A 25,358-nucleotide genomic window follows, 5' to 3' on the forward strand; every position below is an offset into this window, starting at 1 on the left:
GCACCGCAATTGCCATTCGCGGAAGCAGATTGTTGCGTATGCAGCCGCCAGTTTGGCAGAGAGTTGCGTTCCAACGTCCTGCCCGTTTTCACCAGCCCCGTCTTTTCTCCCGAGGTGAACAACAAGCGGCATAAGATGCGGCGGCGGGTGAAAGCAACAGTGAAACATATCGAACCTTGCCATTCGTCGGGACAATGTTCTTTTACCCACGGTCTATCAATGAATGAGCAGAATAAACGGAGTTGGGCCATGCAAGCCAGCCTGATCGCTATCCAGAATTTCGAGCCTGAACACCTCGATGCCGCCGTCGAACTTTCCCGCCAGGCCGGCTGGCCGCACCGCCGGGAAGACTGGGCACTGGTCCTGGCACTCAGCAAGGGTTTCGTCGCATTGGAAAATGGCCGCGTTGTCGGCACTGCAATGGCAACGCTTCTCGGCAAAACCTGCGCCTCGGTCAATATGGTGATCGTGGATGAGACCATGCGTGGTCGCGGTCTCGGACGCCAGTTGATGAACGCCGCGCTTGAAGCCGCTGAAAATCGCGAATGCCGCCTGACCGCTACCGCCGATGGCCTTCCGCTTTACGAAAAGCTGGGGTTCGTTGCCTGTGGTGAAGTGCGCCAGCATCAGGGAATTCCAGCAGCCTCAGCTAAGCCCGCCAGTGTGGAATGGGCGGAAACGATTGCGCCGACCGAGCTTGCCGCCCTTGATGCGCAAGCTTTCGGCGCGGACCGCACCGCCCTCTTTACGGAACTTGCCGACAGGGCGCGTTTCGCGATCGTAAAAGAACAGGGCGTCATCACGGGTTTTGCCGGCCTACGCGCCTTCGGTCGCGGTGAAGTCATCGGCCCGGTTGTAGCGGAAAGCGCTGAAATCGCACGAGATTTGATCGCTTTCATGCTGTCGGAGCGCTCCGGTGCATTCCTGCGCTTAGACACCACGGTCGATACGGGCCTTGGCCCCTGGCTTGCCGAACAGGGGCTTGCCCTTGTCGGCGGCGGCATCGCCATGCGCCGGCCAAAGGCCGAAATTCCGACTGACAAAAAACTGAAAACCTTCGCATTGACCAGCCAGGCGCTGGGCTGAATCTGGAGAAACCCATGTTAAGCAATTCCCTGATCGAACTGGACCGCGCCCATCTGGTGCACCCCGTCTCTTCCTTCCGCGGCCATGAAAAGCTTGGCGTGCGAGTGCTGAAATCGGCGAAAGGCGCCACCGTCACCGATATGACCGGCCACCAGTTGATCGACGGTTTTGCCGGGCTCTGGTGCGTTAACGCCGGTTACGGTCATGACGGCATCGTTGAGGCGGCGGCAAAGCAGATGCGGGAATTGCCCTATGCCACCGCCTATTTCGACATTGGCAGCGAACCGGCCATCCGGCTGGCCTCCGAGCTTGCCGACCGGGCGCCCGGTGATCTCAACCACGTCTATTTCACGCTTGGCGGTTCCGATGCGGTGGACAGCACCATTCGCTTCGTCCGTTATTACTGGCATGCAAAGGGTGAGCCTCAGCGTGACCAGTTCATTTCCATCGAACAGGGTTATCACGGCTCCACCACCGCCGGTTCGGGCCTCACCGCCCTGCCCGCCTTCCATGCCGGTTTCGGGGTGCCTTACGACTGGCAGCATAAAATCCCGTCGCATTATGCCTATCGCAACCCGGTTGGAAACGACCCGGCCGCCATCATCGCCTCCTCACTGCAAATCCTGAAGGACAAGATCGAGGCCATCGGCCCGGACCGGGTCGCGGCGTTTTATGCCGAACCTATCCAGGGCTCGGGCGGCGTTCTGGTGCCACCACCGGGCTGGATCAAGGCGATGCGCGACCTCTGCCGCTCCTATGGCATCCTTTTCGTCGCCGACGAAGTGATTACCGGCTTTGGCCGCACCGGCCCGCTATTTGCCTGCGCCGACGAGGACATCGTGCCGGACTTCATCACCGCCGCAAAGGGCCTCACTTCCGGCTATGTGCCGATGGGTGCCGTCTTCATGGCTGATCATGTTTATGATACAATTGCCGACTTCGCAGGCGAAGCGGCCATCGGGCACGGATATACCTATTCCGCCCACCCTGTCAGCGCCGCCGTTGGCCTGGAAGTGCTGAAGCTTTACGAAGGCGGGCTGCTGGAGAATGGCCGCCGCGCCGGTGCGCGACTGATGGCCGGACTGGAGGGCCTGAGAAGCCATCCGCTGGTGGGCGATGTCCGCGGCCGCGGCATGCTTGCAGCGATCGAGCTTGTGACCGACAAGGAAAAGAAAACACCGCTTCCGGCAGCCGCCACCCCGGCCCGCAAGGTTTTCGACCGCGCGTGGGAAAACGGCCTCATCGTCAGAGCCTTCGCAAACGGCACCCTCGGCTACGCACCGCCGCTCTGCTGCACCGATGGCGAAATCGACGCCATTATCGAGCGGACGCTGAAAACCCTCGACCAGACGCTCGAGGACCCGACGGTGCGGGCGGCAATGGCCTGAGGCGCAACCCGGCTGTATCGCGGCACCTTCTCTAAATGTCGCAACACACCGCATATTCGCAATATTCTGCCGAAGAGCCGATCCATTTCGGCGAATCCGGCGTGCTGGAAGTGCCAAACTATCCTTAGAAAAAGCACAAAGCGCCATGAAAACCGGCGTTTTGAAAAATGGGAACGGGACAAGGATCTCGTCCGGGAACAAAATAAAATGCCGCAGCCTCCCCCAAGAGGAGGAGGCGGCAGAGCGGAGACCGACATTGCCCAAAAAATTGAACGACTTCAAATATATGAGCTTCGATGTGGTGGGAACTCTCATCGATTTCGAAGGGGGTCTGAAATCGACCCTGACGCAGATCGGTACTGAAAACGGTGTCGAGGTCGACGGTGAAAAGGCGCTCGGCCTTTACCGCGCGGCACGTTACTCAGACGCAACCGACCTGTTTCCCGACGATCTCGTCCGCGTATATCTCATCATCGCTCCGGAACTCGGTCTGCCGGCAGAGCGTGCTCTTGGCGAGCGCCTTCGCGACGCCGCCAAAAACTGGAAGGGTTTCGAAGACAGCCGTGCCGCCATGGCGCAGCTTGCAAAGACACACCGCCTCATCGCCATGACCAATGCCCAGCGCTGGGCCTTCGATTATTTCTCCAGGGAACTCGGCAATCCATTCCATGCCGCTTTCACGGCGGATGATACCGGCACCGAAAAGCCGGATCCGGCCTTCTTCGAGAAGGTGTTTGCCTTTGTTGAGAGCGAGGGCGCATCGAAAGACGACATCCTGCATGTCGCACAAAGCCAGTACCACGATATCGGCATTTCCCGGAAGCTTGGCATGACCAATTGCTGGATTGAGCGCCGCCACGACCAGAAGGGATATGGCGGTACGATTGAGCCGGAAAACTTTACCGAGCCGGATTATCACTTCACCTCGATGGCCGGTCTTGCCGAAGCCGCGAGGCAGGCGGGCGGCTAAACCGCCCTCCACCAAGGGCGTGGCGCGAACTGGGACGCGGCCCGCCGGAATTTTCTGCAGACGCATTTCAACAAATCATACAAAAGGGGAAGACCATGAGTGACAGGATTACAAACTGGACCCGCTCCGACGATGCCGCCGTTGAACAGGCGATCCGTCGCGGCGCGACGCGGCGTGAGCTGCTTCACATGATGCTGGCCGGCGGCGTCGCCCTTTCCGCCGGTTCGGCGATCCTTGGCCGCGCCTCGCAGGCGCTCGCGGCCACCCCGGTTTCCGGCGGCACGCTGAAGGCGGCCGGCTGGTCCTCCTCCACAGCCGATACACTCGACCCCGCAAAAGCCTCGCTTTCCACGGACTACGTCCGTTGCTGCGCGCTTTATAACCGGTTGAGCTTCCTCGACGCTTCCGGCGCGCCGCAGATGGAACTTGCCGAATCCATCGAATCCAAGGACGCCAAGACCTGGACGGTCAAGCTGCGTTCCGGCGTCACCTTCCACGACGGCAAGGCGCTGACGGCCGATGACGTGGTCTATTCGCTGAAGCGCCATCTCGATCCGGCTGTCGGTTCCAAGGTTGCCAAGATCGCCGCCCAGATGACCGGCTTCAAGGCGCTCGACAAGAGCACGGTGGAGATCACGCTCGCCAGCGCAAATGCCGACCTGCCGACGATCCTTGCCATGCACCACTTCATGATCGTCGCCGACGGCGCCACCGATTTCTCCAAGGGCAACGGCACCGGCGCCTTCAAGCTTGAAACATTCGAGCCGGGTGTCCGCTCGATCATGTCCAAGAACAGCAATTACTGGAAATCCGGCGGTCCGCACGTCGACAGCTTCGAGTTCTTCGCGATCTCGGACGATAATGCCCGCGTCAATGCACTTCTCTCCGGTGACATCCAGCTCGCGGCCGCCATCAATCCGCGCGCGCTTCGCCTGCTCGACAAGCAGGAGGGTGTCGTCCTGTCGAAGGGAACTTCCGGCAACTACACCAATCTCAACATGCGCCTCGATCAGGCCCCGGGCAACAAGGCCGATTTCATTGCCGGCATGAAGTCGATCGTCAACCGTGAGCAGATCGTCAAGGCGGCCTTGCGCGGTCTTGGCGAAGTCGGCAACGACCAGCCGGTTCCGCCCATGAGCCCCTATCATAATCCGGACCTGAAGCCGAAGGCCTTCGATCCCGAGAAGGCCAAGTTCCACTTTGAGAAAGCCGGCCTCCTAGGCCAGTCCATTCCGGTCATCACCTCGGATGCGGCAAATTCGGCCATCGATATGGCGATGATCATTCAGGCCTCCGCTGCCGAAATCGGCCTCAAGCTGGACGTGCAGCGCGTTCCCGCCGACGGCTACTGGAGCAATTACTGGCTGAAAGCGCCGATCCATTTCGGCAATATCAACCCACGCCCGACACCGGACATCCTGTTCTCGCTGCTTTATGCGTCTGACGCTCCCTGGAACGAGAGCCAGTACAAGTCGGAGAAGTTCGACAAACTGATGCTGGAAGCACGTGGCCTGCTCGATATGGAGAAGCGCAAACAGATCTACTTCGAGATGCAGACGATGATCGCCGACGGAGCCGGCACCATCATTCCCGCCTATCTTACCAATGTGGACGCCATCAGTTCCAAGCTGAAGGGCCTGGAGGCCAATCCGCTCGGTGGCATGATGGGTTACGCCTTTGCGGAATACGTCTGGCTCGAAGCCTGATAGACCATGGGGCCGGGCGCAAAAACAGCGCCCGGCCAAGTTTTCCGCCGGTGCGGAAAGCCTCCACAATCAGGCAGGTCGCAGGAGCATGTGAATGAACAGCCGGATATTGTCCCTTGTCGCCCGGCGGCTGGTCGTCATGCTGACGACGCTGCTGATCGTGTCATTTATCGTCTTTTCCGCCACCAGCCTGCTGCCCGGCGACACGGCGACGATCCTTCTCGGTCAGGCGGCAACGCCGGAGGCCGTGGCCGGCCTGCGCACGGCCATGCATCTCGACGATCCCGCCCTGCTGCGGTTCGTTCGCTGGGTTTTCGGCCTGCTGCACGGCGAACTCGGCACCTCCTATGCCAACAACATGGCGATTGCCGATCTCATCGGCCCGCGCTTCATCAACTCCATGAAGCTGGCCGGCATCACCACACTCATCGCCGTGCCGCTGGCGCTCACCCTCGGCATCAGCTCCGCCATGCTGCGCGGAACACTCTATGATCGCGTCGTCACGGTGCTGACCATCGGCGTCATCTCGGTGCCGGAATTCATGATCGCCACGCTCGCCGTCCTGCTTTTTGCGGTTTATCTGAAATGGCTGCCGGCGCTGTCGCTGGTCAGCGAGGTTCACACGCTATTCGATGTGCTGCGCGTTTACGCCATGCCCGTCATCACCCTTACCTTCGTCGTCTCTGCACAGATGATCCGTATGAGCCGCGCCGCCGTCATCGAGACGCTTGATACGCCTTATGTCGAAATGGCGCTTCTGAAGGGTGCGCCGCGCATGCGTATCGTGCTGCGCCACGCGCTTCCCAATGCGCTCGGCCCCATCGTCAATGCGGTGGCGCTGTCGCTTTCGTACCTTGTCGGCGGCGTCATCATCGTCGAGACGATCTTCAACTATCCTGGTATCGCCAAGCTGATGGTCGATGGCGTCGCTACCCGCGATTTGCCGTTGATCCAGACCTGCGCGATGATCTTCTGCGTCGGTTATCTCCTCCTCATCACGACGGCTGATATCATCGCCATCATGTCCAATCCGAGGCTGCGCTGATGGCCGACAATATCAAAACAACTTCGGGGACCTCGCGTTTGGGTTACAAGATCAACGCAGTCGGCGTTTTCGGCTTTCTCGTCATCTTCCTCTGGGCCATGGTCGCGATCTTCGCGCCCTATCTCATTCCCCATCCGGTGGGTGAAATCGTTGATCTCGATTACTTCGGGCCGATGACGTCGGATCTCTGGCTCGGTTCCGATTATCTCGGCCGCGACGTGTTCTCCCGCATCCTCATGGGCGCGCGTTTCACGGTCGGCATCTCGCTCGCCGCCGTCACCATCGCCTGCACCTGCGGCGTCGTGCTCGGCATGTGCGCCGCCGTCGTCGGCGGCTGGTTCGATGCGGCACTCAGCCGTTTCCTCGATGCGGTGAACTCAATTCCGAGCAAGCTTTTCGGCCTCGTGGTCGTCGCCGCCGTTGGCTCGTCCATTCCGGTGCTCATCGTCACGCTGTCGGTCATCTATACGCCTGGCGCCTATCGTTTCGCCCGGGCGCTTGCCGTCAATGTCAACACCATGGATTTCGTCACGGTCGCGCGCGTCCGCGGCGAGAGCCTGCTCTATCTCATCAGCTCCGAAATCCTGCCGAACATCGTCCGTCCCGTACTTGCCGATCTCGGCGTGCGTTTCGTATTCATCGTGCTGCTTCTATCTGGCCTGTCCTTCCTCGGTCTCGGCCTGCAACCGCCGAACGCCGACTGGGGGGCGCTGGTGCGTGAAAACATCGGCGGCCTGCCCTTTGCCGCGCCGGCCGTCATCTTTCCGTCGCTGGCCATTGCCAGCCTGACAATCAGCGTCAACCTGCTGATCGACAATCTGCCGCAGAAAATCCGCGACAGGAGCGAATAATGAACAATCTCGTTGAAATCCGCGGACTTAAGGTCGAAGCCACCACCGATTCCGGCCGCCGCATCGACATCATCAAGGGTGTAGACATCGATATCGCCGAGGGCGAAATCGTCGCGCTGATCGGCGAAAGCGGCTCCGGCAAGACCACCATCGCACTGACCCTGATGGGGTATGCACGACCGGGCTGCCGCATTTCCGACGGCAGCGTCACGGTGGCAGGCCGGGACATGGTGCAACTGTCCGAAGCCGAGCGCGCCAAGGTGCGCGGCACGAAAATATCCTATGTGCCACAGAGTGCGGCCGCCGCATTCAACCCGGCGCAGAAAATCATCGATCAGGTCATCGAAGTCACCCGCATCCACCATCTTATGCCGCCTCAGGAGGCGCGTAAAAAAGCGGTCGAGCTTTTCAAGGCATTGTCACTGCCCAATCCCGAAACCATCGGCGAACGTTACCCGCATCAGGTTTCCGGCGGCCAGCTGCAGCGCCTCTCCGCCGCCATGGCGCTGATCGGCAATCCTCAACTGGTGATTTTCGACGAACCGACGACCGCACTTGACGTGACGACCCAGATCGAGGTTCTGCGTGCCTTCAAATCGGCGATGCGCAAGGGCGGCATTGGCGGCGTCTATGTTTCGCACGACCTTGCCGTCGTCGCGCAGATCGCCGACCGGATCGTGGTGCTGAAAGGCGGCGAGGTTCAGGAAACCGGCACGACCAAGGATATTCTTGAGAATGCCCAACACCCCTATACCCGCGAATTGTTGACCGCCTTTAACGACAAGGTGCGCGTCGTGACGCCGCTCACGAAAAATGAGGCGACACCGCTCCTCGATATCGACCAGCTGATCGCCGGTTATGGCACGAAAGGCGAGGACCACATGCCGCTGGTGCGTGCGGTGGATTCCGTAAGCCTTGCGGTCTATCCCGGCCGTAATCTTGGCATCATCGGCGAATCCGGTTGCGGAAAATCCACCCTGGCGCGCGCCATTGCCGGCATCCTGCCAGCAGCAAGCGGTCATGTCATCTTCGAAGGCCGCGAACTCGATGCCGATGCACGCCGGCGCACCAGCGACCAGCTGCGCCGAATGCAGATCGTGTTCCAATATGCCGATACCGCACTCAATCCGGCAAAACCCATCGAAGATATTCTCGGCCGGCCGCTGACCTTTTATCACGGCATGAAAGGTAAGGCCCGGGATGCGCGGATCGATGAGCTGCTCGATATGGTGAAGCTGCCGCGCTCGGTCCGCCACCGCCATCCCTCCGGCCTTTCCGGCGGGCAGAAGCAACGTGTCAATTTCGCCCGCGCGCTTGCGGCCGAACCATCGCTCATCATCTGCGATGAAATCACCTCGGCACTCGATACGGTCGTCGCAGCCGCGATCATTGATCTGCTCGGAGAATTGCAACGGGAACTGAACCTCTCCTACATCTTCATCAGCCATGATCTTTCGGTGGTTGAGACAATCTGCGACGAAATCGTCGTGATGTATGGCGGCCAGAAGGTGGAGCATCTGGAAACGGAAGCGATCAAATCACCCACCCATCCCTATTCGAAGCTGCTCTTCTCCTCAGTGCCGAAACTCGATCCGACATGGCTCGACAATCTTCAGCAGGATGCGGAGCTGGTGCGGGCGTTTTCCAAGCGGTGAGACTGAAAAAAGCTGAGTATCTCTCCTCCACCATGCTCGGGCCTACCCACTGCTGTCCGTATTAAATTTCTCGGGCAGATTGCAGTACCCTCGAAGAGTATGAGCAAGGGCGCGGATCTTCTCGACGTCATCCTCGGGCTTGTCCCGAGGATCTAATCACGCTGAATAAAGCCAATGCGTTGCAGATCCCCGGGACAAGCCCGAGGATGACGTCGAGTATGAACAAGGCTCCACATTCTGGCGACTCTCTAACGCGCTACTTCCTGCCGCTCAGAGCGGAAACAGGCTGGTCAGCGGCATATGCGATTTGGTGATCGGCGATTTCAGCACCACGAAGCTGAAATATTTGTCGATGCCGACATCCATATCCGTCAGCCGCTCCATGATCGACTGATATTCAACGATGCCTGACGTGACGAATTTCAGCAGGTAGTCGTAACCGCCTGAAACGAGATGGCATTCCACCACCTGATCGATCTTTTCGACAACGCCGAGAAAGCGGGCAAAATCGATCTGGCGGTGGTTCTTGAGCGTGATTTCGGTGAAGACCGTCAGCGTCTGGCCGAGCTTGTTGATGTTGATCTGCGCCGAATAACCTTCGATGTAACCTTCGGACTGAAGTTTCTTGACGCGCATCAGGCAGGGGCTGGGCGAAAGATTGACAAGCTCCGCCAGTTCCACATTGGTGATGCGACCGTTTTTCTGCAGTTCGTAGAGGATCTTGATATCGATCCGGTCAAGTTTCATCACGTGCGGAACCCCTTTTTCGTTTTTTCGAGTGCGCGGCATAAAATTCTGACGCTGCGGTGGAAATCTTATCACATGCACGTGCCCTGTCGATGTAAGCATGTTTTTTTGATGCAGCATAAAGAGTTGCAGACATGGCCACGAACAGCAGGAGATTCCGGCAAACCGCTCAGTCTGGCAGCGTTTACACGCCAGCCAAGGTAAATTAGGACGAATATAAGGAGTCCGACCCATGCCCGCCCCGCTGCAACAGATCACGACATCGCCGGAGCTGCCGAAAGCCGCAGACGCCGTCATTATCGGCGGTGGGATCGTTGGGGTATTCGCCGCCTATTACCTTGCCCGGCGCGGCCTGAAAGTTGCGCTGGTGGAAAAGGGCCTTGTTGGCGCTGAGCAATCCAGCCGCAACTGGGGCTGGTGCCGGCAGCAGAACCGCGATGCGCGCGAATTGCCGATTTCGACCCAGAGTCTTGCGCTCTGGGAACAATTTGCCAATGAAAGCGGCGAAGACACCGGCTTTCGCCGCTGCGGATTGTTTTACCTGAGCGACAACGAGGCGGAACTTGCCGGCTGGGCGCGCTGGCGCGACTTCGCCCTCACCGCCGGCGTGACGACGCATATGCTGAGCGCCGATGAGGCAAGCGAGCGCGGGCGCGCCGCGGGCAAACTTTGGAAGGGCGGCGTCTTCTCACCCACCGACGGCACGGCCGATCCTTCCATGGCGGCACCCGCCGTGGCGCGCGCCATCATCAAACTCGGCGGCACGGTGCATCAGAATTGCGCCGCACGCGGGCTTGAGACCGAAGGCGGTCGGGTCAGCGCCGTCGTCACCGAAAAAGGTACGATCCGTACCAAAACGGCCATCATGTCCGGCGGCGCCTGGGCGTCTTCCTTTTGCCGCCAGCTTGGCATTCGTTTTCCGCAGGCCTCGGTCCGCTCCTCCATCCTCTCGGTAACGCCCGGTGCGGAAGGCCTGCCGGATGCGTTACACACCGCCGCCGTCTCGGCAACGAAGCGGCACGATGGCGGTTACACGCTCGCCATCAGCGGGCTGGGGCGCATTGACCCAACGGCGCAGCAGATGCGTTTTGCCCGCGAATTCATTCCGATGTTCCTCAAGCGCTGGCGCAGCCTCAGGCCGGGCGGGCTGGAAGGCATTCGCGGCGGCCATGAGACGCTGAAACGCTGGCGGCTGGATGCGCCGACGCCGATGGAACGGGTTCGCATTCTCGATCCGAAACCCAATGCCGCCGCCATCCGCGAGACCCATAGACGAGCGCTGGAACTTCTGCCTGCACTTCGCAAAACCCAGATTTCCGCCGCTTGGGCCGGCTTTATCGACAGCACGCCGGATGGTGTGCCCGCCATCGGCGAAACCAGCGAATTGCCCGGTTTCATTCTCGCTGCCGGCTTTAGCGGTCATGGTTTCGGCATCGGGCCGGGTGCCGGCCATCTGATCGCGGATATTGTGACGGGTTCAAACCCGATCGTTGATCCCGCTCCCTATCACCCCAGCCGTTTCCTGGGTTCGTCATGGGGTAAGGTCGCGGATTTCTGAGTTTTCTGCGCTGCGCGATTGACGCGTAACACAATATCCGCAGGCGAACCTGCGGATATTGCCGTCCGCCGCATTTTTTCTACCAGTCAGCTTTTTGGCAGGCCGGGTGGGTTGGTGCGCGATTCCGGCAGGGCCTCTTCCGCAAGCTGCCAGCGATCAAGAATTTTTGCGTAAGCGCCGCTCTTGATCAGATCATTGGTGGCAAGCGTCAGTGCATCCGCCAGTCCCGAACCCTTGCGGGTGGTGATGGCGACGTCGGAGCGTTCCGGCCAGCCGGCGGACAGGGTTCCGACACGCTTGATAGTCTTGTCGCGTGCGGCGATGAAAACCAGCTGCGCATGCGGCTGGACGATCACATCCGCCCGACCGGCTGAAAGGGCAACGAGCCGCGTGGCTTCGTCATCGTAATATTGCAGCTCGATCGGCTTCAAGCCGGCAGTGACATTCTCGTCGCTCCATTTCAGCAGAATGCGCTCCTGATTGGTGCCGGCACCGACGATGATCCTCAAACCTGCCGCATCCTTCGGCTCGGTGATGGAGGTTATACCGCTGTCGGACTTGACGAAGAAGCCATGCAGGCCCTGGCGGTAAGTGGAGAAATCGAATTTCTCCTTGCGCTGTTCGGTAACGCCGACATTGGAGATGACGGCATCATATTTGCCTGAGGCAAGGCCGAGCGGCCAGTCGGCCCAGGCCACGGCCACCAGTTCCAGTTCAAGGCCGAGACTATCGGCCACGGCAAGCGCGTAGTCCGGGTCTGCGCCCACAACGGTCTTCGCATCCGTCGCATAAGTGGCCAATGGCGGCCCGCCGGGAGAAACGGCGACGGTGAGTTTACCCGGCGTGACGAATTTGAAATCTTTCGGTACGGCGGCAATGGCGCCGGGATCTTTTTCAGCCCTGATACGACCGGGCTGATCCGGTGACAGATCGAAGACATCGGTTGCGAAAGCCGGGGCGAAACCGGAGATGGAAAGAAAGGCGGCGAGCGCGGCCGTGGCGAAACGAGAGGTGAAGGTCATCATGATTTCCCGATAAAGGATTGCGGGACGGAGGTAGCGCGGGCGGGAGGATGCCCGCGCCACCGGCTGAGTGATGTCCCACCTTCGACTCAGCTTTTGGGAACTCGGTTTTTCACGCTCAGCTCTTGGGCAGGCCGGGCGGATTGGTGCGGGATTCGGTGATGGCTTCCGAGCCGAGATTCCAGCGAGCGAGAACCTTGCCGTAGTTGCCGTTCTTGATCTGGGCATTCAGCGCAGCGGTGATGGCCTCGGCGATGCCGGCATCCTTTTTCGAAGCGACGGCGATTTCCGCCGCTTCCGGCCAGCCGCCCGAGAAGGTGCCGACGAGTTTCGTCTTTTTCTGGCTTGCCGCCTGGAAGGCAGAGGTGGCATTGGGGCCGAGATAGGCATCTGCGCGACCGGATTGCAGGGCGACGTCAAGCACGGCCTGATCGTCATAATATTGCACTTCGGTGTCGGCCAGTCCCTTCGCCTTGTTGTCCTTGATCCATTTCAGCAGGATCTGCTCCTGATTGGTGGCCGCGCCGACGATCACCTTCAGCCCGGCGACATCCTCCGGCTTGCCGATTGATCTGACCTTGCTGTTGTTGCCCACATAAAAGCCGAGCAGATCGTTGCGATAGCTGGAGAAATCGAACTTCTCCTTGCGCGCTTCCGTCACCGTGATGTTGGATGCGACGGCGTCGTATTTGCCGGAAGCGAGACCGAGCGGCCAGTCGGCCCAGGCAATCGGAACAAGCTGAAGTTCAAGTCCAAGGCTGTCGGCAACCAGCTGGGCAATATCCGGCTCCACGCCAACAGGCGTTTTAGTGTCGCTCGCATAATCGACCAGTGGCAGGCGGAAAGGCACGGTCGCGAGCGTCAACTTCCCATCGGCAATGAATTTATGGCCGGCCGGCAGAAGCTTGATTGCCTCCTCAACCTTTTCGGCGCGCACCCGGCCCTTCTGTTCGGGCGACAGATCGACCTCCTGCGCATGCGCAGCAGGAATGAGCGCGGTGGTGGCGGTGAAAAGACCGCCGGCGAGCAGGGACAATAATTTCGATGAAAAGGCCATGTGAGTGTTTCCTTTGTTATGATTAGAGAACTTTTGCGAGGAATTCGGCTGTGCGCGGATGTTCAGGGTTGTTGAACACCTTTTCCGGTGTGCCCGTTTCAACGATGCGGCCCTGTTCCATGAAGACGACCCTGTCGGAGACTTCGCGGGCAAAACCGATTTCATGGGTGACGATGATGAGGGTGACGCCGGAGCGGGAGAGCTCCTTGATGACGTCAAGCACTTCATTGACCAGTTCGGGGTCGAGCGCCGATGTCGGCTCGTCGAACAGCAGGACCTTTGGCCGCAGGGCAAGTGCCCGGGCAATCGCCACGCGTTGCTGCTGGCCGCCGGAAAGCTGACGCGGGTAGGAATTGGCCTTCTCTGCAAGGCCGACACGGGCCAGAAGATCGCGCGCTTCCGCCTCGGCCTGTTCTTTCGAGATGCCGCGAACGGCGACCGGCGCTTCGATGATGTTTTCAAGTGCAGTGAGATGCGGGAACAGGTTGAAGCTCTGGAACACCATGCCCACTTCGACGCGGCGTTTGAGGATTTCCCGCTCCTTCAGCTCATAAAGCGTATCGCCCTGCTGGCGATAACCGACCAGCTCGCCGTCTATGGCGATAAAGCCGTCATCGACGCGCTCCAGATGGTTGATGGAGCGCAGCAGGGTGGACTTGCCCGAACCGGATTGGCCAAGAATGGTGGTGACGCTGCCTGCCGGAATGGAAAGGGAGACATCATCCAGCACCTTGAGCGTGCCGAAAGATTTGGAAACACCGTGGATATTCACCGAACCGCCACGATTTCCGATGCGGAAGCCTCCCGCATGCGCAGATACCGAAGCTTCCCGCTTTGCAGGTACAGCCGCCACGGCCGCCGGCTCCGCCGCTGCCCGGCGTGGCAGGAACGTGCGGTAGACAGTGGCGAAAAGCGAAGGCGGCGGATTGCGCAGTGCACCGCGGGAAAAATGCCGTTCGATATGATGCTGAACGATCGATAGCGCCGTCAGGATCACCAGATACCAGACGGTTGCCACCATCAGCAGCGGGATCACTTCCAGATTGCGGCGATAGATGATCTGGATGGTGTAGAACAATTCCGGCAGCGCAAGGATGTATACCTGCGACGTCCCCTTTGCGAGGCCGATGATGTCGTTGAAGGCCGTTGGCAGGATGGACCGCATGGCCTGCGGCAGAACGATGCGGGACGCCTGCCGCCTGCGTGGAAGACCGAGCGCGGCGGCAGCTTCCAGCTGTCCCTGATCGACCGAGAGGATGCCGCCTCGCACGATTTCCGATGCAAAGGCCGCCTGATTGAGAGTGAGGCCCAGCACAGCGGCGGCAAAGGGCGTCATCAGCTGCGTCGTATTCCAGCTGAAGAAGTTGATGCCGGTATAGGGCACGCCGATCGTCACAGTTTCATAGAGATAACCGAGATTGTTGAGGATCAGCAGAAGCACGATCAGCGGGATCGACCGGAAAATCCAGATATAGGTCCAGGAGACAGCAACCAGCAGCGGCGAGCGTGACACACGGGCAAGTGCCAGCAGCGTTCCAAGAACAAAACCGAACAGGGCGCCAAGCGCCGTCAATAGCAATGTCCGGCCAAGGCCAACGAGCACCGGTTCGGCGAAGAACCATTCGGCAAAAACGTCCCAGCCCCAGCGTGGATTGCCGAAAACGGAATGCAGCACGGCCGCGATGATCAGGACGGAAAAAACCGTGCCCACGGTGCGCAAGGGGTAACGGGCAGGAACGATGCGGAAATGGCCGTAACCGCCTTTAACCGGCTCGCCCTTCTTCTCGCTGACCGCCACATGCGGAAAATCAGAGGCTATTGTCATCTAAAGAGCCTTTCACGGATGGGCGGAAGAGGGTTGCGGATGCACGGCCGGTATCGGCGCGCCGTCCGGTACCGGACCGGAAACCGCATCGGAAAGAAATTTTTCGAACGGCAGCGACCTGATCGTCTCAGGGTCGGCCGCCGTATCGAACAAGGCGCGATAACCATTGGTGAGATAAAGGCCGACGGCTTCCGGCTGGCGGAACCCCGTGGTCAGATAAACACGGGCATAACCCTGCCGGATTGCCTGCTGCTCCAGCTCCCGAAGCACGAGCTTCGCCAGCCCCTGCCGACGATGGGCCGAATGGGTCCAGACCCGCTTGAACTCGGCGGTCTCTTCGTCGTAACGCATGAAAGCGCCGCCGGCGATCGGCTTTCCGTCCCGCAGCAGCAGCAGGAAATTGCCGGATGGCGGACTAAAGGCTTCCGGGGGATATTTGTTCAGCTCCGCCCTTGCCCCTTCCGCATTGAAGAACGTGCCGTAGCGGCTGTCATATTCGAACAGCAACTCCTCCAGAAGCGGAGTTGCGAGCGGATCCTTGACCGATGTGTAGAAAAAACTGTCGCTCATGTCCTTGTCCTAAATTTCGTGTCAGGAGAGGTATGCTTCAGCCAGGCGCACCCAGAAGCGTGCCGCAGGCGCAATGATCGCATCGTTGAAATCATAGTGAGGGCTGTGCAGCGGCGCGCTGTCGCCATTGCCGACGAAGAGGTAGGAGCCGGGTCGCTCCTGCAGCATGAAAGCGAAATCTTCGCTCGCCGTGCGCGGCTGAAACCCTTCCGCGACCTGCCCGGCTGGAAAATGCCGTCTGGCGACATCGCGGGCGAAAACCGTCTGCGCGGCGTGATTGATGACAGGCGGAAAACCACGGGAATAAGCAACTTCCGCCTTGGCGCCAAAGCTCTCCGCCTGCGCTTTGGCGAGTGCCGGAAGCCGTTCTTCCAGCCTGTCGCGCACGGCGGGTGAAAAAGCCCGGGCGGTGATCTGCAATTCCACGCTCTCGGGAATGACGTTGGAGGCGGTTCCGCCATGAATGGAACCGACGGTCAGCACCGCCATTTCGCGCGGATCGACGTTGCGGGAAACGATGCTCTGCAGGGCGGTGATGAAGCTTGCCGAAGCGAGGACCGGATCGACCGTCTCATGCGGCGCCGCACCGTGGCCGCCTTTGCCAACGATCCGCACCTGCGCCTTGTCGACGGAGGCCATGGCAGGGCCTTCGACGAAACCGAACTGTCCGGTTTCCACACCCGGCCAATTGTGCAGGCCGAAGACCGCATCGACGGGAAACCGCTCGAACAGCCGGTCCTTTATCATCGCCCTCGCACCCGCGCCGATCTCCTCGGCGGGCTGGAAGATCAGCGTCAGGATGCCGGAAAAATTTGAAGTTTCAGCAAGATAACGGGCGGCCGCGAGCAGGATCGTCGTGTGGCCATCATGACCGCAGGCATGCATGACGCCCGGCGTTGCGCTGGCATAGGCAAGGCCTGTCTCTTCATGAATTGGCAGCGCATCAATATCGGCGCGGATGCCAAGACGTTTTTCACCATGGCCCCGTTTCAGGGTGGCAACGACACCGTAACCGCCGACACCCTCCGTCACCTCATATCCGTAAGACAGCAGATAACGCGCAACGAGCGCCGCCGTGCGTTTTTCCTTGAGCGACAGCTCCGGATGCCGGTGGAGATCATGCCGGATGGCGATGCTCTCCTCTATGAAGGCAAGGATTGCCCGTTCGGCGTCGTCCTGCGGACGCGCGCCGTCAATGCGGATATTCATGGTTCTGTCTCCTGCGCGGCCATTTGCGCGCGGCGTCCTATAATCTCCGCCGGGCGGCGGCCTCGTCGCCCGGCCGCAGCCTTATGCGATGGCCTTGTTCGAGCCGCTTTCACCGCTGGAATAGACGCTTTCCCGGAAAGGCAGGCCGAGATGATCTCGCAACGTCGCCCCTTCCAGATGCGGGTCGAAATAACCGCGCCGCTGCAGCACCGGAATGACGAGGCGGATGAAATCATCCAGCCCTTCGGCAATCACCGGGAAGCCCAGAATGAAGCCGTCGGCCGCATCATTTTCCACCCAGCGGATAATCTCATCCGCCACCTTGTCCGGCGTGCCGATGAAGCCTTCGCGCGGGGTTGCAGCCTCCAGCGCCGCCTCGCGCAGCGTCTGGTTTTTTTCCTTGGCGCGGCGCTTGATGCGGTCGGTCGTTGAACGGAAGCTGTTCTTGCCGATATCACCGAGTTCGGGGAAAGGCTCATCCAGCGGATAGGCCGTGAAATCATGGTGGTCGAAAAAGCGACCGAGATAGGCAAGCGCGTCCTCGATGGTGATGAGGTTGCGGATGACGTCATATTTCGCCTCCGCGTCTTCCTGCGTCTCGCCGACGATCGGGCCGATGCCGGGGAAAATCTTCACGTCGCTGGCGGATCTGCCCTGCGCAACCGCGCTCTGCTTTACACGTTTGAGGAAGGTCTGGTTTTCTTCCAGCGAAGCGGAATTGGTGAAGACGGCATCGGCATGTTTGCCCGCAAGGCCGATGCCCGCATCGGAAGAACCGGCCTGAAACACCACCGGCTGCCCCTGTGGCGAACGCTGGATGTTCAGCGGGCCTTCCACCTGGAAGAACCGCCCCTTGTGGCCGAGCGTATGGAGTTTGTCGCGCTCGAAGAACTGTCCGCTCTCCCGGTTGCGCACGAAGGCGTCGTCGTCCCAGCTATCCCACAACCCCTTGATGACTTCGAGATATTCATCGGCAATCTCGTAGCGCAGCGCATGTTCCGGATGATTGCGGCTGTAATTCTTCGCCGTGCCTTCAAGCGGCGTCGTCACGGCATTCCATCCGGCGCGGCCGCCGCTCAACAGGTCAAGCGAGGCGAACTGGCGGGCGATCGTGAAAGGGTCGCTATAGGAGGTCGAAACAGTACCCGCGAGACCGATCTTCGAGGTGACTGAGGCAAGCGCCGAAAGGATGGTCAGCGGCTCGAAACGGTTGAGGAAATGCGGGATCGACTTGTCGTTGATGTAAAGCCCGTCCGCCACAAAAGCGAAGGCAATGCCGGCGGCTTCCGCTTTTAGCGCCGTCTTCCTGAAGAAGTCGAAATTGACGCTGGCATCGACCGGGCTTTTGGGGTGTCGCCAGGCATTCATATGCCCGCCGGGACCCTGAAGCATGATGCCGAAACGAATTTTCTTTCTCGTCATGTCATTTCTCCTGAGGACAAGATCACGCCGCCCGGGAAAGGCGATGCGTGGCCAAGAGTTCAATCGAGGCAAGCCGCTGATCGGCTCCCACATGCGGCGGTTCGATGATGAATTCCTCGATGCCGTGTTCTTCGGAAAGAGCACGCAACGCCCGGTGAATATCTTCCGGCGCACCATGCAGGACGTTGGGCTTGCGCTCCTCGATGCGATAATCGCTGTCACCGGACTGGCGGGCGAACTCTTCCGCCTGCTCGCGCCGGCCGAGGTTGAACGCCCTGCCATCGCTCAAAAACACCCGGTAGATGCGCTGCCCCTCCACCTGCCTTGCGGCATGGTCAGGGTCACTCGCGGCAAAAGCCGACAGGGCAAGGATCGGGGCGTTTCCGCCGCTTTCCTCGCGGAAAGCCGAAAGGCTGCGGCGAAGAACCTCCGGATCACCATTGAGGTGGCCGGCAAAGACGAAGTTCCACCCTTTTGAGGCCGCGAGCCTTGCGCTTTCCGGGCTGGCGCCGAGCAGGAATCTCTCCGCTGCAACCGGCGGCGCCGGTGTCGCCTGCAATCCGGCCTGCGCGTGATCCTGCGGCGCGACACCGGACAAGAATGTGGTGAGTTCCCCGAAAGCTGTCTCGAAACCCGGCTTTCGCTCAGGGTCATAAGCCTGCTGCAGGGCTGAGGTTGCCAGCGGCAAACCGCCCGGCGTCTTGCCAACGCCAAGATCGACCCGGCCGGGCGCAAGCGCCGATAGCACGTTGAAGACTTCGGCAACCTTATAGGGGCTGTAATGCTGCAGCATCACGCCGCCTGAACCGACGCGGATGCGGGATGTCTTCGCCAGAATCCACGCCACCAGCGCCTCGGGCGAGGAACCCGCGAGTTCCGGCGAATTGTGATGCTCAGCCACCCAGAACCGACGGTAACCCAGATCTTCGGCGCGTCTGGCGAGATTGATCGTGTCGCGGAATGCGCCTGCCGCATCCTCACCCGCCGAAACGGGGCTCTTATCCAGCAAACTGAGAGTATACATCATCACCTCGCACGTCTTTTGATGCATACTTTGTCTACTGATTTTATATTCTAATAAAGAACGTTCGTTCCACGTTGCGACGCGATCAGAGAAAATATTGTTTTCCGTCACGATTCTGAAAACCGGTTCTGGCAAAAAATATCCGCAGCGCCGGAGATGCGACGTCGAAAAGGCGGAAAACAGGCGGTTTTCAAGACCATATCCGGACGAAACGGCTTGCGCCGGAATTCGCTAAAAACTACTTAGTAAGTTAGGAATAATATGGCCGGCGTTGCGGAATGTGCCGGCCCTCTTTGCGGATCAGGCGATGTTGACCAAAAAAGGCAAATACGGATTAAAGGCTCTGGTCGATCTGGCGCGGTTGCCGCAGGGAGAGACCGCCTTCGTGACCGAGATTGCCACGCGCAACAATATTCCGAAGAAATTTCTGGACACCATTCTTCTGGAGCTGCGCAACAGCGGTATTCTGCGCTCCAAGAAGGGACCGAATGGCGGTTATTCCCTATCGAAAATGCCATCCGAAATCATGATCGGCCAGGTCATCCGCACGCTGGACGGGCCTTTGGCGCCCATTCGCTGTGCGAGCCGCACCGCCTTTGAAGCCTGCGACGACTGTGACGATCCCGAGACCTGTCAGGTCAGGGTTTCGATGACGGACGTGCGTGACGCCATAGCAACCATTCTGGATAACATGACGCTCGCACAATTCGTCGCAAAGGATGGGCAGGACGCACTTTCCATTCCTGCCGGTAAATAGGCTTCGCTTATTGCCGGCGCAGATCATCCTCCAGAGATGCAATCAGCCCGGATTCACTCAGGCCATCGATAAGGCCGAGACGTGCCATCAGGATTTCAAGCGTGATGGCGTTGTTTCTGACGGAGCGAAAGGTAACGTTCTCCGAGCCCACCTGCGCCGCGTCGATATTTGCCGCCAGGCTGGAAATTTGCGCCTTCAGCAGTTCAATGGCGAGAAAAACCTCGCCGATGACGGGACGCGCCGCGCCTTCGTCTGCCAATCGGTCAATCAGCAGTGTCGAAAGTTCACGCTGTTTTTCACCCAGGGCCACCGCCGCTTTCAACAGGGTGGAGACGGAGGCGGCGAGATTTCCTGCGCCCTCCGCAAGAAACGTAACCTGATCGGCGCGCAGCAGGCCATCCCATGATGTGTCCGGCCGATTACGCAAGACCACGAGCAGGTTTTTTCCCGTGGCATTAACAGCCGGAACGACAATCCAGTCCGCATCGGTCGCAACAGAACGCACCACGTCGTCGGGAAGCCGCCGGGCGAAATCGTCGTCGTTCGTTAAAACCGTCTGCTCCGCACTGAGATCGGAGGGAGCAAGAGCGAAGGTTTCGCCAAGATCGAGACGGGCAAAGAGGGCCTTGCGTTGCTCTTCGCTGCCGGCATTCCGGATAAATTCAAGCGCAGTGAAATGTTCAACCAGATCACGCGCCGCCTCCGAATCCGCGGCAGCAATAATCGAAAGCGCCTGCGCGAGAATATCGTTGGTTATATCCGCTCCACCCAGTTCATTCGGAACGGAGAGGGCAAGAAGGCCGGAACGGGCGATCCGCGCTTGGATCTGCCCGCTATTTTCGAAGGGACATTTCCCGGCAATCGCCCGGGCGACGGTCAGCACATCGCCATCCGCGCCGAGACGTGGAGGAACGAAACGAATTCTTTCGCCGAGCGGCGTGACAGATCCCATGCTCAACTCCCTCAAAAAATAACCCGTTGAAAGCGCTTGAATGGCCGTCACTCAGTCCAGCGAATGATAACGCCCGTTCTGATAGACCAGCGAATGTCCGGAGCCGATACGGATCGCCTCCACCTTGCCGATGATGATGACGTGGCTGTGCCGCTCAATTGCCTCTTCGATGGTGCAATCGATAGCGGCAACGGCGTCCTCAAGGATGGGCGCGCCGCTTGCAAGCCTGGTCCACTCGGCACCGCGATAACGATCCGCACCCTTCAGGCCGCCGATGCCCGCAAACTGGTTGGCGATGAACTGGTGGTTCGCGCCGATTATGTTGACGGCGAAGTGACCGAAACGCTGCACCACCGGCCATGTGGAAGACGATCGGTTGAGCGCCACCAGAATTCTCGGCGGATCGACCGACAGGGCGGTGGCCGAAGTCACCGTCGCACCCGTGCGCGCCTCGCCTTCTCCGGCTGTGATGACGCTGACGCCGCCACCGAGCGTTCTCAGCGCCGCCTTGAGGCTGTCGGCATCCGCCGCCTTACCCGAGACCGGATCGTGAAGATTGATGAATTGTTGATCCTTAGCCGCATATTGCAGTGTCATCGATCGCTCCTGAAAACAGCTTGATTGTCCAATAGCTAGCAGCGGCGGCAGGTGATTAAATAGACATCGTTTTCCATAATATTTATATTCTATGGAAATAATGTTCTATCTGTCAGGCCCTTTCTTGCTCAACCCGGCCGGCAAGAAACCGGACAAAAAAGAGAGTAGCCAATTCCCCCGGCTATATAAGAAATTTCGTTCCAATTTTTCCGAAGAGGGGAGTGTTTATCTCCCCCACGAGCCTCGTCACACCGGCAGCCTGCAACCTCAGAAAACCGGATACAGGCTGAGCATGGCGAAGTTCATTTCGCAGATTTCTTCCCGTTCAAGCTCGAGATCGCTTTTTCCCTGCCTGATGCGCCCGGAATGATCCAGCGGATGAAGAGTACCTTGCTCATCTGCATGCAGCCGACGCCGGGTCAGACCAAACAGATCGAAAGTAAACGCATGAAATCCCTGCGGCATGTGCGCCTCCTTTGCTCAACGTCCACTATCCTCCGGCGACGATCCAAAATCGTCAATATTTTCCATAAAATTACTATTCTATAATTGGTCAGCAGCCTGCAAAGGCGGTCTAAGGTTGCCCGGATGCGGAAAATTCCATTTCGCAGGCCAGAATCGGCAGGATTTCAGCACATGAGTGTCACGGCCAGGCAAACCGGCGTTTGAGAATGAGGCCTGCAAAAGCGCCAAGACCACAAAAAAGGAAAAATACCCAACCCGACACCGCGCCCGCATGAATGCCCGACAGCAGCACGCCGATGGTGCAGCCAAGTGCTGTCATGCCACCCCAGCCCATCAGCACCCCTCCGGCAAAACGGGTTACCAACCCACCGGCAGACGGCCAGGATGGCTGGAATTTTCCCGCCGAAAGCGCGGCTGCGAAGCTCGCAAGGACCAGCCCCAGCACAAAGACGCCGTTAGGCGACAGGATCGTGGTTTTCACCGCGCTGATGCAGCCGCGCACCGTATCGAGGCCCGCGAGCGTTTCCGGCACCCATGCCGCGGATGCACCGGCCGTTCTGACGATGCTGCCGAGTTCGGCGGTGACCCCAAGCGGCGCGACGCGGAAATAGGAGAAGGCGCTGACAGCTGCAACCAGAACCCCGGTGACGACGGGCGGCCAGCGTTCAACAAAAACGCCTCGCAAGGCCTGCCGCAGCCGGTTTTCCGGTAAGCCCATTGGAACAGGCGCTGTCTTGTCGAAAAAGAGAACAATGAAAATCAGCCCGGCCAAAACGAAACCGGCAAGCAGCAGCGCCAAGCCATATCCCAGATGGTGCGGCAGCCAGATCGGCGGATCGTTGAAAACGCTGAGCGTATAAAGAAAATTCCAGCTGAGGAAAGCCAACAAAAAACCGAGGGCTGCACCGGCAATGGCAACAACGGAACCAAAGGCTCCCTCCCCCAGCCGGTAAAAATGCCCAGACAGGCAGGAGCCGGAAAGCGCAGCGCCTACACCAAAAACCGTAGACGCCAACGCCAGGACCCAGCCGACCGGGCCAATATGCGCGTTCGGCGGCAGGCGGCCGGGCTGCGGAACCGGCATCCACGCGATGGTGATGATCTGATAAAACACCACGCCCGCAAGAAGTGCGACGAGAATTGCGAGAACGCCATCCGAGCGCCTGTCGTCGATGAAATCCCGGAAATTGCAGAGGAAGCAGAACCGCCCGCGCTGCATCACGATGCCGAAAGCGATACCGGCCAACAGTGAAAATGCAAGCTGCCTGCCATTTTCAAGCGTCCCCAGTTGGTGAGCAGCGACAGTCAGCGTGCATAAAATGGCGAAGGCCGCGGAGCGGCGAAAGGTAAGATGCATGAAATACCGGATATGGCAGGAGAAAACGCCGGTGCGCCGCACTGGCGCACCGGCTTCAAAAAGGGAGGCTGCGGCTTATTTGCCCGTCCAGACCGTACCGGTCGGATTGCTGATGGGAACACCGACCGCATTGCCATATTCGGTCCAGGAGCCGTCATAGTTGCGGACGTCGTAACCGAGTATCTTCTTCAAGGCGAACCAGGTGTGGCTGGAGCGCTCGCCGATACGGCAATAGGTGATGACCGGAGCAGAGCCGTCGATGCCGTTTTCCGCATAGATCGCCTTGATCTCGTCTGCAGATTTGAAGGTGCCATCCTTGTTGACAATGGTGCCCCACGGCACGTTGACAGCGCCGGGAATATGGCCGGCGCGCACCGACAGCTCCTTGACGCCATCGGGTGCGAAAATCTTGCCGGAATATTCGTCCGCCGAGCGAATATCGACCAGCTTGATATTGTGTTTGCCTTCGGCCACGGCGACCACATCAACAAACCGCGCCCGCACCGACGTGTCCGGTTCGCCAAGCTTCAGCTTCGTTTCAGCCGTTGCGGGTGCCGATGTGTCGAAAGGCAGGCCCTGCGCTTCCCAGAGCTTGCGACCGCCATCCAGCAACTTCACCCGGTCACCAAGGCCATAGGTTTCAAAAACCCATGCACCCCAGGCGGCGAACCAGTTATTGTTGTCGCCATAAAGAACGATCGTCGTATCGTCACCGACACCGGCCTTCTGCAGCAGGGACTGGAAATTTTCCCGCGCGGCAATGTCACGCCGTTCCTTGTCGACGAGGTCCGTATGCCAGTTGAGGTTCACCGCGCCGGGAATATGTCCGCGCTCATAGACGCCGGTATCGACGCTGACCTCAAACACCCGGACCTTCGGATTGTCGAGATTTTCCTTCAGCCAATCGGCCGTTACCAGCGCTTCCGATGCTCCGGCAGCAGACAGCGATACCGTGGACAACAACAATCCGCCGAGAACCGACGCTACAGACTTGATCCTGGACATTCCCTTACCCCTTCCTGATTTGATGACCATTGAAAGGTCGCAACAAAATCGTCCGGAGCGAAGAAACAGTTTTTCATATTTTCTGTAGAAAATAAATGCAGCCACTCAAAACAATCAAAAGGTGAGATTCGAAATTTATTCCAGATAAAACAGCCATAAAGCTCTTAATGGTTGCATTTCGTTGACAAAAAAGGACTGAGCTGAAACATAACCCTTCATGAGCCGATGGATTATAACGCGCTTGCATCACCCTGAAGATGCGCACCACGAACCACCGGCAATCCCCGTATCCTCGATCTGGCCGTAGGCGATTGGGAGCCCGCTCCCGCTTTCAGGCGCGCCAGCAGGTCATATCCCTCTGGCCACCTTCCGAAACCGGCCGCGATATTGATGTGCCCTGCCGGGCCGAGATTGACGAGATCGCTTCCCCAGCTGGCGGCCGTGTGCGCCAGTTCTTCGGGGCTCATATAGGGGTCGTTCATACTGCCCACGAGAAGGCTGGGGAAGGCAAGCGGCGCTAGAGGAAAGGCTCCGAACCGGACAATACAGGGATGCATCGCTTCCACCCTGTCGAGATGGGCCGGTGCGACAAGAAGCGCACCTCTGATTTTTGCCGCCGCAGGCCGGGAGGCCATATTCGCGACCAGCAAGCAACCGAGGCTGTGGGCGACGACATAGGCGCTATCGACCGAGGCAAGTGCTGTTTCAAGACGGCCAAGCCAATCCCCGAGAACCGGGCATTGCCAGTCATCCTGATCTACCAGCTGCGCTGCAGGATCATCCAGCAGCCAGTGCCGCTGCCAATGCCCTTCATCCGAACCGTTCAGTCCGGGAACAATCAAGGTGGTACACATGCCTGCTCCGTGGTTGGGTGGTCCGTGCAAAGCATGATGATTTTTACGATTCCAGTCGAATGCTCGCTTACTCACCTTTCTGGATCAAAGAAAAAATCGATCTGAAGAAATTTGATACAGAAGAAAATGCGTTCTCGTTCGCTGATAAATCCCTATTCAGGCGGAATCATTTACTCATATTTTTTACATAGAAAATATGTGCAATATATTCACTTCCTGCGGAAAGCTTTTCCTCC

23 protein-coding genes are annotated in these 25,358 nt (G+C 59.2%); 9 read left to right on the top strand and 14 right to left on the bottom strand.

The genetic code is table 11. The annotated features are described in order from the left end of the window. Positions 1-249: 249 nt before the first annotated feature. The 7 genes from CFBP6623_RS17370 to CFBP6623_RS17400 all read left to right on the top strand — a co-directional run bounded on the left by CFBP6623_RS17370 (position 250) and on the right by CFBP6623_RS17400 (position 8,701). A complete protein-coding gene (locus CFBP6623_RS17370) occupies positions 250-1,086 on the top strand; it encodes a GNAT family N-acetyltransferase (RefSeq protein ID WP_046801431.1) in 837 nt (278 codons plus the stop codon). A gap of 14 nt (positions 1,087-1,100) precedes the next feature. After that, positions 1,101-2,474 carry an aspartate aminotransferase family protein gene (locus CFBP6623_RS17375; protein WP_080842808.1) on the top strand — a complete coding sequence of 458 codons (1,374 nt, stop codon included), beginning with the start codon at positions 1,101-1,103 and terminating at the stop codon, positions 2,472-2,474. 286 nt (positions 2,475-2,760) lie between these two features. Further along, complete coding sequence (locus tag CFBP6623_RS17380) at positions 2,761-3,444, top strand: HAD-IA family hydrolase (protein WP_408606502.1); 684 nt, start codon at positions 2,761-2,763, stop codon at positions 3,442-3,444. Between the two features lie 95 nt (positions 3,445-3,539). Next, on the top strand, positions 3,540-5,150 hold the full coding sequence (locus tag CFBP6623_RS17385; protein ID WP_080842809.1) for an ABC transporter substrate-binding protein: 1,611 nt from the start codon (positions 3,540-3,542) through the stop codon (positions 5,148-5,150). A 94-nt stretch (positions 5,151-5,244) separates the two neighbouring features. Then, complete coding sequence (locus CFBP6623_RS17390; RefSeq protein WP_046801435.1) at positions 5,245-6,195, top strand: ABC transporter permease; 951 nt, start codon at positions 5,245-5,247, stop codon at positions 6,193-6,195. Further along, positions 6,195-7,046, top strand: a complete 852-nt coding sequence (locus tag CFBP6623_RS17395; RefSeq protein WP_046801436.1) for an ABC transporter permease — start codon at positions 6,195-6,197, stop codon at positions 7,044-7,046. Before CFBP6623_RS17390 ends, CFBP6623_RS17395 begins: the two co-directional genes overlap by 1 nt. Beyond that, on the top strand, positions 7,046-8,701 hold the full coding sequence (locus CFBP6623_RS17400; protein ID WP_046801437.1) for an ABC transporter ATP-binding protein: 1,656 nt from the start codon (positions 7,046-7,048) through the stop codon (positions 8,699-8,701). The genes CFBP6623_RS17395 and CFBP6623_RS17400 overlap by 1 nt, the downstream gene beginning before the upstream one ends. A 270-nt stretch (positions 8,702-8,971) precedes the next feature. Here CFBP6623_RS17400 and CFBP6623_RS17405 read toward each other — a convergent pair whose 3' ends face one another. Next, entirely contained in the window at positions 8,972-9,448 is a 477-nt protein-coding gene (locus tag CFBP6623_RS17405) for an Lrp/AsnC family transcriptional regulator (protein ID WP_046801438.1), read from the bottom strand. 232 nt (positions 9,449-9,680) lie between these two features. Here CFBP6623_RS17405 and CFBP6623_RS17410 point away from each other — a divergent pair, with 232 nt between their 5' ends. Then, positions 9,681-11,006 carry an NAD(P)/FAD-dependent oxidoreductase gene (locus CFBP6623_RS17410; RefSeq protein WP_046801439.1) on the top strand — a complete coding sequence of 442 codons (1,326 nt, stop codon included), beginning with the start codon at positions 9,681-9,683 and terminating at the stop codon, positions 11,004-11,006. 86 nt (positions 11,007-11,092) lie between these two features. Here the strand turns inward: CFBP6623_RS17410 and CFBP6623_RS17415 are convergent, their stop codons facing one another. The 7 genes from CFBP6623_RS17415 to CFBP6623_RS17445 form a co-directional block, all read right to left on the bottom strand. Continuing rightward, positions 11,093-12,028, bottom strand: coding sequence for an ABC transporter substrate-binding protein (locus CFBP6623_RS17415; protein ID WP_046801483.1), 936 nt, complete (start codon positions 12,026-12,028; stop codon positions 11,093-11,095). A 118-nt stretch (positions 12,029-12,146) separates the two neighbouring features. Further along, positions 12,147-13,085, bottom strand: a complete 939-nt coding sequence (locus tag CFBP6623_RS17420) for an ABC transporter substrate-binding protein (protein WP_046801440.1) — start codon at positions 13,083-13,085, stop codon at positions 12,147-12,149. Between the two features lie 22 nt (positions 13,086-13,107). After that, positions 13,108-14,910: an amino acid ABC transporter permease/ATP-binding protein gene (locus CFBP6623_RS27210; RefSeq protein WP_080842810.1), complete on the bottom strand. Its 1,803-nt coding sequence runs from the start codon at positions 14,908-14,910 to the stop codon at positions 13,108-13,110. 12 nt (positions 14,911-14,922) lie between these two features. Next, entirely contained in the window at positions 14,923-15,480 is a 558-nt protein-coding gene (locus tag CFBP6623_RS17430) for a GNAT family N-acetyltransferase (protein WP_046801441.1), read from the bottom strand. A 21-nt stretch (positions 15,481-15,501) separates the two neighbouring features. After that, entirely contained in the window at positions 15,502-16,689 is a 1,188-nt protein-coding gene (locus tag CFBP6623_RS17435; RefSeq protein WP_046801442.1) for a M20 aminoacylase family protein, read from the bottom strand. A gap of 81 nt (positions 16,690-16,770) precedes the next feature. Continuing rightward, entirely contained in the window at positions 16,771-18,111 is a 1,341-nt protein-coding gene (locus CFBP6623_RS17440; protein ID WP_046801443.1) for an LLM class flavin-dependent oxidoreductase, read from the bottom strand. A gap of 22 nt (positions 18,112-18,133) precedes the next feature. After that, entirely contained in the window at positions 18,134-19,138 is a 1,005-nt protein-coding gene (locus tag CFBP6623_RS17445; protein WP_046801444.1) for an LLM class flavin-dependent oxidoreductase, read from the bottom strand. A 304-nt stretch (positions 19,139-19,442) separates the two neighbouring features. Here CFBP6623_RS17445 and CFBP6623_RS17450 point away from each other — a divergent pair, with 304 nt between their 5' ends. Continuing rightward, positions 19,443-19,892, top strand: a complete 450-nt coding sequence (locus CFBP6623_RS17450) for an RrF2 family transcriptional regulator (protein ID WP_046801485.1) — start codon at positions 19,443-19,445, stop codon at positions 19,890-19,892. 7 nt (positions 19,893-19,899) lie between these two features. On the opposite strand, the gene CFBP6623_RS17455 is transcribed toward CFBP6623_RS17450, so the two are convergent. The 6 genes from CFBP6623_RS17455 to CFBP6623_RS17480 form a co-directional block, all read right to left on the bottom strand. Next, positions 19,900-20,844, bottom strand: coding sequence for an acyl-CoA dehydrogenase family protein (locus CFBP6623_RS17455; protein WP_046801445.1), 945 nt, complete (start codon positions 20,842-20,844; stop codon positions 19,900-19,902). Between the two features lie 51 nt (positions 20,845-20,895). Continuing rightward, complete coding sequence (locus CFBP6623_RS17460) at positions 20,896-21,441, bottom strand: flavin reductase family protein (protein WP_046801446.1); 546 nt, start codon at positions 21,439-21,441, stop codon at positions 20,896-20,898. 267 nt (positions 21,442-21,708) lie between these two features. After that, positions 21,709-21,906 (bottom strand): hypothetical protein, encoded by a 198-nt coding sequence (locus tag CFBP6623_RS17465; RefSeq protein WP_046801447.1) that lies wholly within the window; start codon positions 21,904-21,906, stop codon positions 21,709-21,711. 178 nt (positions 21,907-22,084) lie between these two features. Next, positions 22,085-23,263, bottom strand: a complete 1,179-nt coding sequence (locus CFBP6623_RS17470; protein WP_046801486.1) for a YeeE/YedE family protein — start codon at positions 23,261-23,263, stop codon at positions 22,085-22,087. A gap of 75 nt (positions 23,264-23,338) precedes the next feature. Further along, complete coding sequence (locus CFBP6623_RS17475) at positions 23,339-24,268, bottom strand: sulfurtransferase (RefSeq protein WP_046801448.1); 930 nt, start codon at positions 24,266-24,268, stop codon at positions 23,339-23,341. A gap of 230 nt (positions 24,269-24,498) precedes the next feature. Then, the gene (locus CFBP6623_RS17480) at positions 24,499-25,122 is read right to left on the bottom strand and encodes an alpha/beta hydrolase (RefSeq protein ID WP_046801449.1); all 624 of its coding nucleotides are present in this window, start codon (positions 25,120-25,122) and stop codon (positions 24,499-24,501) included. Between the last annotated feature and the right edge of the window lie 236 nt (positions 25,123-25,358).

This window comes from Agrobacterium tumefaciens, from assembly GCF_005221385.1.
GTDB lineage: Bacteria > Pseudomonadota > Alphaproteobacteria > Rhizobiales > Rhizobiaceae > Agrobacterium > Agrobacterium tomkonis.